The organism is Sphingomonas sp. 37zxx (assembly GCF_000786205.1).
Classification (GTDB): Bacteria; Pseudomonadota; Alphaproteobacteria; order Sphingomonadales; family Sphingomonadaceae; genus Sphingomonas.
In genome coordinates, this window is record NZ_JROH01000045.1 from 17734 (window position 1) to 30492 (window position 12759).

General features: G+C 62.3%; 7 protein-coding genes and 1 tRNA gene. 6 read left to right on the top strand and 2 right to left on the bottom strand.

All coding sequences use genetic code 11. From position 1 onward, the window contains the following. Positions 1 to 178 precede the first annotated feature (178 nt). Positions 179 to 2569 (top strand): TonB-dependent receptor, encoded by a 2391-nt coding sequence (locus QU44_RS13975; RefSeq protein ID WP_033922981.1) that lies wholly within the window; start codon positions 179 to 181, stop codon positions 2567 to 2569. Positions 2570 to 2649: 80 nt separating this feature from the next. Further along, complete coding sequence (locus QU44_RS13980; protein ID WP_033922982.1) at positions 2650 to 3333, top strand: Fe2+-dependent dioxygenase; 684 nt, start codon at positions 2650 to 2652, stop codon at positions 3331 to 3333. Between the two features lie 42 nt (positions 3334 to 3375). On the opposite strand, the gene QU44_RS13985 is transcribed toward QU44_RS13980, so the two are convergent. Continuing rightward, positions 3376 to 8001, bottom strand: coding sequence for an NAD-glutamate dehydrogenase (locus QU44_RS13985; RefSeq protein WP_033922983.1), 4626 nt, complete (start codon positions 7999 to 8001; stop codon positions 3376 to 3378). 74 nt (positions 8002 to 8075) lie between these two features. Further along, positions 8076 to 9377, bottom strand: coding sequence for a PAS domain-containing protein (locus tag QU44_RS13990; RefSeq protein WP_033922984.1), 1302 nt, complete (start codon positions 9375 to 9377; stop codon positions 8076 to 8078). A gap of 174 nt (positions 9378 to 9551) precedes the next feature. Between QU44_RS13990 and QU44_RS13995 the strand changes: the two genes are divergently transcribed. From QU44_RS13995 to QU44_RS14010, 4 genes are all read left to right on the top strand, one after another. After that, positions 9552 to 9627: transfer RNA gene (locus QU44_RS13995), tRNA-Thr, on the top strand. 165 nt (positions 9628 to 9792) lie between these two features. Continuing rightward, positions 9793 to 11037 carry a tyrosine-type recombinase/integrase gene (locus QU44_RS14000; protein ID WP_033922985.1) on the top strand — a complete coding sequence of 415 codons (1245 nt, stop codon included), beginning with the start codon at positions 9793 to 9795 and terminating at the stop codon, positions 11035 to 11037. A gap of 52 nt (positions 11038 to 11089) precedes the next feature. Further along, positions 11090 to 11809, top strand: coding sequence for a hypothetical protein (locus QU44_RS18525; RefSeq protein ID WP_081988058.1), 720 nt, complete (start codon positions 11090 to 11092; stop codon positions 11807 to 11809). Further along, a complete protein-coding gene (locus QU44_RS14010) occupies positions 11806 to 12381 on the top strand; it encodes a hypothetical protein (protein WP_197054332.1) in 576 nt (191 codons plus the stop codon). The genes QU44_RS18525 and QU44_RS14010 overlap by 4 nt, the downstream gene beginning before the upstream one ends. The last annotated feature ends 378 nt before the right edge of the window (positions 12382 to 12759 follow it).

A 12759-nucleotide genomic window follows, 5' to 3' on the forward strand; every position in this document is an offset into this window, starting at 1 on the left:
TTCTGGGTGCTGTTGGTTCGATAGAAGGCTCTAGGCCCCGGGCCAAGCCGGTCACACGAAAACACTGCGATGCTTTTCCGCGACAAATTCGCGACAAAGGTGCGATCCATTCGCATTTGCATTGACACTGCAAACCAGTCGCAATAACTCGCGCCGAAACGTTTAAGGGGTTCACAACTTGGCTACATCTTCCAACCGCCCGGCACTGCCGGCTTTCCTGGCATTGTCGTGCGTCGGCGCGCTCGTTTCGGCTCCAGCCTTCGCCGCCGATCCGGCGGGCAGCGAGCGTCCGCAGACTCGCCAGGAGCGCCGCGACAATCCGCAACGCGACGACATCGTCGTGACCGGGCAGCACGAGCAGGCCCTCGAAAGCCCCAAGGCGACCGCGCCGCTGCTCGATACGCCGCAGACGATCACCGTCATCAGTGATCAGACCATTCGCAAGCAAAACCTGCTGACCCTGCGCGACGCGCTACAGACCATTCCCGGCATCACCTTTGGTGCCGGCGAAGGCGGGGCGGGCTATGGCGACAGTATTAACCTGCGCGGCTATTCGGCAAACAACGACATCACTCAGGACGGCGTGCGCGACACCGCGCAATATAGCCGCACCGATCCGTTCAATCTGCAACAGATCGAAGTGTATAACGGTGCCAACACCGTCTTCAACGGATCGGGATCGGTCGGCGGTACGATCAACCTGGTGTCGAAAGTGCCGCAGGCACGCGACCTGACGATCGCATCGGCCGGCATCGGCACCGATCAATATTATCGTGCGTCGGTCGACAGCAATGTGCGCGTTAATGATCTGATCGCGGTACGGCTGAACGCGATGTATCATCGCAATGATGTGCCGGGCCGCAACGTGGAAAATTTCAAGCGTTGGGGCGTAGCACCGTCGATCACGATCGGCATCGACGGCCCCACCAGCCTGACGCTCGCCTATGTCCACCAGAAGGACGATAATGTGCCGATCTTCGGCACCCCTTATTATGCGACCGCAGGTGGGGTGCCTGAAGGGATCGACGACGCTGATTATTTCGGTATCGCGAACCTCGATTCGCAGGAGACCCAGGTCGACCGCCTGACTGCCACCTTTACTCATCAGATCAGTGATTCGCTGACGATGCGCAACCTCACCCGCTATCAGCGCGTGCATCAGCCGACGGTAACCAGCGCGCCGCAGGGAGTGTTTTGTCTGGCCAATGGTCGCACGCCGCTGGGCGTTGCCTGCCCGGCCGCCACTGCCACCGTCCCCGCCCAAAACGTGCCCGGCTTCTATTATCCCAGTGGCCCGCGCGGGCTGGTGCGCGATCAATGGAACGATCTGCTGTATAATCAGACCGATCTGACGCTGGTATCGGGTACGGCAGGACGTCTGCGCAACACGCTGGTGGTCGGCGCAGCCTATGCGCAGGAAGATTATGTGCTGGTAACCGGCAATTTGTTGCGTAGCCCGGGTGGTGCAACGCCCAATCCGGCGTTGCCGCCGATTTCGATCAGCGACCCGAACACCAATTATACCGGCCCGGTAAACCGGATCATCGGCGGTCGCTCGCAGGGCGAGAGCCGGTCAACCGCAGTCTATGCCTTTGACACGCTCGAAATCGGCGAGATGTTCGAGGTGAATGCCGGGGTGCGCTGGGAACAGCTGAACTCGGTATTTCGTGCAGACACGTTTGCGACCCCCGCAACCGGCGGTGCCTATGCCCGGGGCGTGAACCAGATTAATGACGAAAATCTGTTCAGCTATCGCGGTGGTTTGGTGTTCAAGCCGGCACCCAATACCAGCATCTATGCAAGCTATGGCAATTCCAAGACGCCAAGTTCGGCAACCGTGCGGCTGGGCTGCACCACTGTTTGCGACGTCGCCCCTGAAACCGGCCAGAATTATGAAGTCGGGGCGAAGGCTGATCTGTTCAATCGCCGCCTTCAGCTCACCGCGGCGGTATTCCGCAACGAACGGACCAATTTCCGCGTGCCCACCAACGATCCGGTCGCACCGGCCGTTCAGGTGCTCGATGGCCGGTCGCGCGTCGATGGCATCGCGCTGGGCGCGTCGGGGAACATCACCCCTGCATGGAGCATCTTCGCCAACTATACTTATCTAAAGGGCGAAATCCTGCAGAGCGTCTCGAACTTTTGCCTCGCCAATCCAGGGCCGCGCCCAACCACGCCGCCCACCACGCCCGTTCCCAATCCATGCGGTAATATGGTCGATCTCCGCGATCCGCAGGCTGGCAATGTCCTGATCCAGACTCCCGATCATTCGGGCAGCCTGTTCACCACCTACACGCTGCCGTTCGGGCTGCAGGTTGGGTATGGCATGACCTATCAGGGCAGCTTCGCGCTGAATCAGTCGACGCTCGCGGCACCGATCCAGCTTGAGGGCGAGGATTTCCTCACCCACCGTGCGTTCCTGTCCTACGCCTTTGCCGGCGGCCTGACCGCGCAGGTCAACGTCCAGAACCTGACCAACGAGCGTTATTATACCGGCATCCGCAACAATGGCTGGGCAACGCCCGGCGATGCGCGATCGGCGGTGTTCAGCCTGTTCTACAGCTTCTGAACCACGCTTGCCCGTTCGTCCTGAGCAGCCGCTTAGGACGAACGGCTATGCTTCAGGCCATGAAGCGCTAAGGGATACTCATGCTGATCGCGATTCCCGACCTGTTCGATGCCGCCGGGGTTGCGCACCTGCGCGGCCTGATCGACCGGGGTGACTGGGTCGACGGTAATGTGACGTCAGGCCCGCAATCGGCGCTGGCCAAGCGCAACGAGCAATTGGCCGAGGGCAGCGCTGCGGCGCGCGAAGCCGGGGGATTGGTGCTCGATGCGCTGGGGCGTTCGCCGCTATTCATCGCCGCCGCCCTTCCCGCCAAGGTTTTTCCGCCGTTGTTCAATCGTTATGGCGGCGGGCAGGCGTTCGGCGCGCATATCGACAACGCGATCCGACTCCAGCGCGGCAGCGACTTTCGCATCCGTTCGGACCTGTCAGCGACGCTCTTTCTTGCCGACCCCGCCGATTATGACGGCGGCGAACTGGTGATCGAGGATCGCTTCGGCGAACAACGGGTGAAGCTGCCGGCGGGGCATATGGTGCTGTATCCGGCATCATCGCTCCACCGTGTCGAGCCGGTCACGCGCGGCGTGCGGGTGGCGTCATTTTTCTGGCTGCAATCGATGGTGCGCGACGACGGTGCCCGGCGGCTGTTATTCGATCTCGACCAGTCGGTACAGCGGCTGGGCGGCCAATTGGGGCAGGGCGATCGCTCGGTGATCGAACTGACCGGGGTGTATCACAATTTGCTGCGTAGGTGGGCTGAGGTTTAACCACCTGCCCCTCTCCCCAAAAGGGGAGAGGGATTTAACAGGTCATCGCCCCAGCAGTACCCGTGCCTGGCCGGCGATTTGCGCGAGCATCGCCGCGCTGGGTGCCGGTGCCCGCCGCGCGCGCTGTACCAACGCTGCGAATTGCTCGACCCGTGGCTTGTTCGCGCGCAGCCATTGATCGACCGACGCCTGCGGATCGGCCCCGCCCGACCGGCCGATGAAATCGAGCCGCAACTGCTGGAAATCGCGCGCCAGCCCGGCGATCAACAGCCGTTCCCACGGATCGCCCGAGCTGATTCGCGCCGCATTGGCCTGTGCCCAATCCAGGCCAAGCGCGCGGCCCAAATGGGTGAAGGCGCGCGTCAGCACCGCCTCCTCGATCCCCAGCCGTGCGCTCAGGTCCGCCAGGCCGACCGCGCCGTCCATCTCGAAAATTCGCACCACCTTGCGCACCAGCGGCTTGGGCGCGCCGACACCTTCGAGCCGGCCGGCGATCCGGCTGCTCTGCGCGCTGGCTTCGTCGAGCAGCAATTCGCGGGTCTTCTTGTCGAGATCGGCGATACCGGGCTTCAATCGCGCCACCAGATCGGCGGGGCTGGTGCCGCTGGGGGCGGTGCGCAGCAGATCGGCCATTTGCGATCGTACCGCGACGGCCACTTCCTCCAGCAGCGCAAGCCGCGCCGCCTCGGGCATGTCGGCGGTTTCGATTTCGGCCCACAATGCCGGCAAGCCGAACAGATGCTCGGCAGCGACGAAGGTTGCGGCGATATCGGCCATCGCCGCGCCCTCTTCCTCGGCCAACTCAAAGGGGTGCAACACGCCCAGCCGGTTGACGATTCGATTGGCGAGTTTCGTCGCGACGATCTCGCCGCGCAGCCGATGTTCGCGGATCGCGGTGGCGAATTTCTTTCGCATCTGCGGCGGGAATGCCGCCACCAGATCGGCCTCGGTCGCGCTGTCGGTAGCCAGGGGCGCGTGTTCGATCGCCTCCTGCAACGCCAGCTTGGCGGTGGCGAGCAGCACCGCCAGTTCGGGCCGGGTAAGCCCGCGCCCATCCTGCGCCACCCGCAGCAAATCTTCGTTGCTGCCCAACCCCTCGACCGCGCGATCGAGCTTGCCCGATGCCTCGAGGATTTCGATCAGCCGCAAATAGCTCGGCACCGTTACCGGGCCATCGGCCTCCATGAACGACAGTGCCAGCGTTTGCAGCCGGTTGTCCTCAAGCACCAGATGCGCGACGTCGTCGGTCATCGACACCAGCAATTCGTCGCGCTTGGCCAGCTTGAGCCGGCCCTCGGTCACTTCGCGATTGAGCGCGATCTTGATGTTGACCTCGTTATCCGAACAATCGACGCCAGCCGAATTGTCGATAAAGTCGGTATTGATCCGCCCGCCCTTGGCCGAAAAGGCGATGCGCGCGGCCTGGGTGACGCCCAGATTGGCCCCTTCGCCGATCGCCCGCGCGCGCAGATGTTCGGCATTGACGCGGGTGCGATCATTGGCGGGATCGCCGACATCGGTGTGGCTCTCATGCGCCGCCTTCACATAGGTGCCAATGCCGCCGAACCAGATCAGGTCGGCTGGTGCCTTCAGGATCGCCTGGATCAGCGTCGTCGGATCGAGCGCCTCATCCTCGATCCCCAGCATCTCGCGCACCTGCTTTGACAGCTTGATGCTCTTTTCCGACCGCGCGAACACGCCGCCGCCCTTTGAGATCAGCGCCGGATCATAATCGGCCCAGCTCGATCGTGGCAGCGCGAACAGCCGCGCGCGCTCCTCCCACGATGCCGCCGCATCGGGGGCGGGATCGAGGAAGATGTGGCGATGATCGAACGCTGCTTGGAGCCGGATCGCCTTCGACAGCAACATGCCGTTGCCGAACACGTCGCCCGACATGTCGCCACAGCCGACGACGCTGACCGGATCGGCCTGCACGTCGACGCCCATTTCGGCGAAATGCCGCTGCACCGAAACCCACGCGCCCTTTGCGGTGATGCCCATCGCCTTGTGGTCATAGCCTTTTGACCCGCCACTGGCGAAGGCATCGCCCAGCCAGAAGCCCCGCTCTTGCGCCAGCGCGTTGGCGACGTCGCTGAAGGTCGCGGTGCCCTTGTCGGCGGCGACGACGAAATAGGGGTCTTCGCCGTCATGGATAACGACACCCTCGGGATGCACCACCGCGCCCTCGACGATATTGTCGGTGATCGACAGCAGCGAACGGATGAAGATGCGATAGCTTTCGGTGCCCTCGGCCAGCCAGGCGTCGCGGTTGGCGGGCGACGGCAATTGCTTGGGATAGAATCCGCCCTTGGCCCCTGTAGGCACGATCACCGCGTTCTTCACGCGCTGTGCTTTCATCAGCCCCAGCACTTCGGTGCGGAAATCGTCGCGCCGGTCGGACCAGCGAAGCCCGCCGCGCGCAACCGGGCCGGCGCGCAGATGGATACCCTCGACGCGCGGGCTGTAGACAAAGATTTCGCGCCACGGCAGCGGTTGCGGCAGGCCGGGCACCAGGGCGCTGTCGAGCTTGAACGCCAGCGCTTCATTGGCGGCGGGCGACCAGGCGTTGGTGCGAAGCGTCGCCATCACCACGCCGCGATAGGTGCGCAGGATGCGATCGTCGTCAATCGCCGATACCTGGTCGAGCCCGGCGTCGATCGCCGCAGTCGCCTTTTCCATCGCGGCCTCGGCACCCTTGCGCGCCGCCGGATCATGCGCGGCGGCAAAGCGGGCGATCAGCGCATTCGTTACCTTTGGCGCGCGGTGGAGCGCGTCGACGACGGTGGCCAGGCCATAGGGCAGGCCGGTCTGGCGCAGATAGCGGAACCAGGCGCGCAGCAGCACCACCGATTGCGGTGCCATGCTGCTTTCGACGATCAGCCGGTTGAAACAGTCATTCTCGGCGCGGTTTTCGAGCACCGCACGGATCGCGTCCTCGACCACCGGGCGGTCCAAATTGCGCTCGGCGTCGGGCGCGCGCGGGATTTGCACCAGGAAGTCATGGATGACCGGCGCGGTATCGTCGATCAGGTCGGTCGGCACTTCCTCGATCACGCGAAAGCCGAAATTTTCGAGCACCGGCACCGCATCGGACAGCGGCAGCGCGCCGCCAGTGCGATAGATTTTGATGCGGAAGACATTATCGTCGAGCTGATCGTCGGCGATGATCCGCACTTGCCGGGCATCGTCATCGGCCAATTCGGCCAAGCGCAGCACGTCCTGCGCTGCCTGTTCCACCGCCGTGGTATTGCGATAATTGGCAGGGAAGGTGGCGGCATAGCGCAGCGCCAGCCGGGTCGCGCGCGCAGGCGCCACCTCGGTCAGCGCCGCTTCGACGGCAGCGTTCCAGCCGCGCATCATCCGCACCAGCCGTTCATCGAGCGCCGCCACGTCGGGCATCCGCCCGTCGCCGCGCAGATCGAGCGTGTAGCGGATCAGCGCGATCTCGCCATCCTCGACGCTGATCGTCCAGTTGAGCAGGCTGGCATTGGCGGCATCGGTCAGCATCGTGCCGATCGACGTCCGCCTCGCGGTGGTCAATTCGTCGCGCGGCAGCCAGACAAAGGCGAACAAGTGGCGGCCAAGCGAGCTTTTGACCAGCACCAGCTTCGGGCGCGGCCGATCGGCGACCGACATTGACGTCAGCGTCAGTTGCTCGAGCGATTCGACCGGAAACGCGGTGGTCAGATCATGCGGCAGCGACGTTAGCGCATGCTCCATCGCCTTGCCGGTATGGCCGCGCGGATCGAAGCCGAAACGATCGACCAGGCTGCGAAGGTTCCGGCGAAGCCGGGGGACTTCGTTGGCGCTGGCGTGCAGCGCGGCGCTGGTCCACAGCCCGGCGTGCATCGACAGCCCGACTACCGCATCCTTCTCACGGATCGGCGACACGACCAGGTCGAGCGGGACTCGGCGATGCACCGTCGCGATGCAGTTCGACTTCAACAGCAGCGGCGCGACACCACCTTGTTCAAACCATTGCAGCGCCAGCAACCGCGAGGATTCTGCCAGCAGCGGCACGTCGAAATGCTGCGATGCGATGCCAAGCTTGGGCGTATCGCGGCCATCGCGATACCAGCGTTCATGCCCCAGCAGTGTCATGTTCCCCGACAGGAACCAGCGCAGCAACGCCGCGCCTTCATCGTCCTCGGTCTGGTCGGCATCGGCGGCGATCGCGGCTTGCAGGGCGGGCCAATCGGTCACTGCCTGGCGGACATGGCCCAGATTGCGATCGAGTTCGGCGGCAAGAGCGCGCCTGGGCTTGGCGTCGATCCGGTCGGTTTCGATATACACCATCGATTCGCGCGCGCCCGCCGGATCGATCTTTTCGAGTGAGCCGTCGGCGGCGCGAATGACGGGCAGCACCGGGTGGATGATCCGCTCGATCGGCACATTATGCGCGCCGATCGTCGCGGCGATCGAATCGACCAGGAAGGGCATGTCGTCGTTGACGATCGCCAGCCGCATTCGCCGCAGATCACCGCGGTGAAAGGTTTCGATGGCGATCGCGGGGCAGCCGGGCGGACGCCGACTTGCCGTCTCGGCGACGAACCGCACGGCTTCCGCACGGTCGGCATTGCCGAAACCTTCCAACTCTCCTGGTAGCGCGTGCTCAAAAAGTCGCGCGTCGATCGCCTTGATCAGCGATTTGCTTGCTTGCTTCAACATAGTCGGGCGTATGCGCTCCGTTTTGGTGTCACTCAAGCTTTGTAGCAGGCGCGAAGGCGTTGGTAGCGCTACAATCAGCTTTCGGTGCTGCGGATCGCCTTTTGGGTAAGGCCGGCCGATTCGTCGATCCGGGCGATGACGTCGAGCATCCCGTTGCTTCCCGCACGCGCGAGCAGCAGCACGAACTCATCATCGCCCGCCGCGATCGGCACCTGGGCGATCGGCGCGCGGGATCGAAGCGTGGCGGCGGCCCGGTCGAGCGTATCGGGCTTGGGCAGCGGACGCCGCGCGGCGCGTTCGGCGGCGACCACCCCCTTGATGCCGCCCGGCGCATTCGCCAGAAAATCGGCAAAGGCCGAAGGCGCAACCATCTGGCGGCGCGCATGCATCAGCACGCAGGCAAATTCGGTCAGCCGAGTCTTATCGTAATCGGTGCCCAGAATCAGCTTCACGATCGGCGTCATCGGCGCGCGCGCTTGTGTTCTCAGCCCCCAATCCTCGAGCAGATCGGCATAGCCCTTTGGATCGCGATCGGCGGCGGCGGCAAAGGCATAGGCATGGTTCAGCATGCGATACAGCGCGATTCGTGACCGATTATCCGATCCGCGCAACTCCTCGGCACTGGCCCGGGCATGTGCCAGATGGTCGGTCAGCCCGGCATCGGCACCCAGGTCGGTGTCCAGATCGGGGGCCGCTTCAAGCTCGGCGGGGGCGGGATCGGGGTCAGGAACCGTCTCGAAACCGCCGCTTGGTCCGTCGGCCCAGGCGGTAGCCGCGATCGGCGGGTTCGGTATGTCACGGCGGGCTGCGTCGAGTTCGGCATGCAACTGCGCCTGGGTTTCGGCGTCGACCAGTTCCTTCCAATTGATCACGCCATAAATAAAGTCGATCGTGTCGTCGTCGGACGAAAACGGCATCAGAATGCCGCGATACAGCGTGTTGTGCCCGCGCTGGCCGACGAATTCAGCTTCGAATCCGATCGGCGCGCGATTGGCGATGATCTGAAGATAATGGTCGGTCAGCCGCGATAGCAGCGAACGGCTCGGCACCTGGCTGATATGGGTGATCGACGAATCGACCAGCGTTTCGTCGCGAAGCGCGCGGCCCAGAAACTGGATCGCCGGATCCTCGATCCCCATCGAGAAATCGAGCAACACGCTGTTTGCCCCGAAATCGGCGATGTTGGCGGGGTCCAGATCCTCGATCGAGGGATAGGCGCGACCGTCGAGCAGCGACACCCAGTAATTATAGGCGCGCACATGCATGCGGCGTTCGTCGGTGCCGATGACCGGCGGCTGGTCGTCGCCGCCACCGCCCGATGACTGAGGCACGCCATCGTCGTCGCTTCGGTCGGCTCCGCTATGCGCCATATCCATGTCGTTCAATCCTTACACGGCCCCGTTCGAGCACCGGTTCCGCCGCTTGTGCAGCATGCGTGGTAAACGATGCGTAAATTGATCGCAGGATGCCGACCGGCAACACTTTCGCAACGCTTGTCAGCCATAGCAACGACTGCTAAGCGCCGCCAACACGACGGCCTTGGCCATCGCGCCGCCTTAGCTCAGTTGGTAGAGCATCGCATTCGTAATGCGGGGGTCACAGGTTCGAGTCCTGTAGGCGGCACCATTCTCCCATTCGCCGATGTTCGCCAACGGTTGAGAAAACCACGGAAATCTGCTATAAACGACGCTAGTTTGATCGCTAGTGTTCGCCGTTGATCGTCCGCAATCGGACGATTTTGGGGGCCACGCTGGGGGCCAACTCAAAATGTAAGAAAGGCGTGGCCCCCAAATGGCTCTCACGAACACGACTCTCCGCAACATGAAGCCTAGCGCGAAGCCCTACAAGCTTGCCGATGAAAAGGGCTTGTTCTTGCTGGTCCAGCCATCGGGCGGGATGCTCTGGCGCATGAAATATCGGATCGACGGGCGCGATGAGGCGGGCAATGCCAAGCGAGTAGAAAAGAAGCTAGGTATTGGCACCTATCCCGAAATTGGCCTGAAAGAGGCGCGGGAAGCGCGAGACGCTGCGCGGCGCTTGCTCGCTCAGGGCAAAGACCCGGCGGACGAAAAGCGCCGCGAGAAACATGCCGCTAAGGTCGGCGCAGTGAACACCTTTAGTGCGGTTGCCAATGCCTGCATTGCAAAGAACCGGCGCGATGGGCTTGCCGATGCCACGATCAGAAAGCGGGAGTGGTTTGTCAGTCTGGTGGATAGGCCGCTCGGTTCGCGCCCGATCGCGGAAATCGCGCCGTTCGAGATACTGGAAGCCGTTCGCCCGTTCGAGGCCGCAAAGAACGATGAAAAGGCACATCGGACGTTGCAGTTCATCGGACAGGTGTTTCGCTATGCCGTGGCCAACCAACTTGCCCCTTCGGACCCTACTCGCGATCTGCGTGGTGCGCTGGCCAGCCGGAAGCCCAAGCACCATGCCGCAATCATCGATCCGAAAGCGGCGGGCGAATTGCTCCGCGCCATTGATGGCTATGAGGGCCACCCTCTCACGCGCGCCGCGTTACAGCTTTCAGCGTTGCTTTTCGTTCGACCCGGCGAGTTGCGAAGGGCCGAATGGTCGGAAATCGACTTAGACGCTGCCGTCTGGCGAATTCCGGCGGCAAAGATGAAGGGGCGCATGGAGCATGTCGTTCCCCTGTCCCGCCAAGCCATCGCGCTTTTTGAGGGCTTACGCGACCTTAGCGGGCATGGGCGATACGTCTTTCCATCCATGCGATCTGCCCTGCAACCGATGTCGGAAAATACCGTCAATGGCGGGCTTCGGCGATTGGGGTTCACGGTTGACGAAATGACCGCGCACGGTTTTCGAGCGATGGCGAGCACGCTGCTCAATGAGTCGGGCAAATGGTCGTCAGACGCAATCGAGCGCGCCTTGGCGCACAAGGATCGCGACACGATCCGCGCCGCTTATCATCGCGGCGCTCATTGGGCGGAGCGCGTCGAAATGGCGCAGTGGTGGAGCAACCACCTCGACACCCTGCGCAAGGGCGCAGATATCGTTTCGATCAAATCCGCTGCATGAAAATCACGGCTTTGGTAAGCCACCTTGGCCAATAGGTCGGATCGGTCGAAATTTGCGAATTGTCCTAAGTCGGAAGGGTTTCGATACCGGTTCGGGTGGTGCGCCATCGCCGATAGTCGCCGGGCGTCCTGTCAGCCTTCCAATCCCGACAAGCCGCCGGTCGGCCACGACGTATGAGATGCTGGGGCTTGGGGAGCTTGTAGAAAAAAGTACGCGGGGAAAAATCGCACGGCATCATCTTTGCCACGAAGACCCGATGTTCATTAATGGCCAGTGCATTTTTGGACAGTGCGGCGCTGCCCAATCTCACCTTAGCAATCAGGGCGTTGGCGTCGGCGACGTATTTCTTTTTTTTGGCCTGTTTGCCGACGAGGCTACAGGCGAGCGCCATCATCGCATTTTTGGGTATTTGCGGGTTCATGAGGCGGCTGCGCCATCGTCGCTTGCCGCTCTCGACATACTCGTCCGACCCCACCCTCACACGATCGGCGAGTGGAACGCCAATAATACGGTCTATCGCGGCGAGGGCGGCGTCGCTGGGATGGACCATAGTGCGCTGCGTCTGACGCAGCCCGGCGGGCCGCTTCGGCATTGGATCGTACCAAAATGGCTCGCCCAAGCGGGCCTCTCATTTCATCGAAAACCCGAGAGATGGTTAGACGCTGACAGGCTTGAGATTGTCGCACGCGGGCAGGAATTTGTAACCGATGTTGGCGATAATCGACTGGCGCTGGATTGGATGAATGAAATTGTTGGCCTGATCCGATCATGACTCGAATTTTGCGCTACATTCTACAACACGATAGCGGGGTGGCCCCGTGCATTGATCACGGATTAGTAACGCTCGCCACTTGCAAACCGAAGATTCGCAGTGGCACTCAGCCTGGAGAGTGGGTCGTCGGTTGTCGCCCGAGTCCAGCGCCACGCGGCGTTGTGGTTTGGGCAGGTCGTGTTGCCCAGGTTTTGGACGTGGGCGATTACGAGCGCGCCTATCGTGGCCGATCGGACGCGGTATATCGGGCAAATGCAAGCGGCGGCTTCAAGCGCCTGCGGCCTGATTATCATCCCGGCGATGAGGAATTCCGCAAAGACACGTCCGCGCCGGTGCTGATATTCGATGAGGCGGCTACATGGTATTTTGGCGCTGATCCTCAAATGATGCCCGATGGCTTGATGCACCTTGCGGCGGGTGGCCGTGGGCATCGCGTGGCGGGTGTGAATGATGGTGATGCGCGGGCGCTTCAATCATGGTTGGCGAGCATTGCGCCGCCGGGCGTTCACGGCGCTCCGCGTGATATCCTAACAAGTATTGAGCGACCATCATTCAAATGTTCTGTAAGGTAACATCTTGAACGCTATAGAAATAATGTGAATATCTGCGGCTTTTGGCGCTTGACTACAGCTTGACGCGAAAGCATTATACTGCAGCCCCGGCGAGGCATTGTATCCCGGCCGTTTCCGAGAGAACGAAACTCGGGTCGCATGTCGAGTTAAGCGCGGGCTGATGTCCGATACTCGTCTCACCGAACGGACGCAGCTACCGCTCGGGACATGAATTGCTGCGAGGGTTTTGCCCCTCTGACGTGATGCAGCCTCGTCAGTTGCATGAACCAGCAATCACACCCGCTTGCGAGGATTATTCCGCTGCGGTGCTTTTCGGAGGCGAAAATGGATCAATTGCTTGCACTGCGGATTAACAGGCTGCTGAAAAAGGGCTTGGCT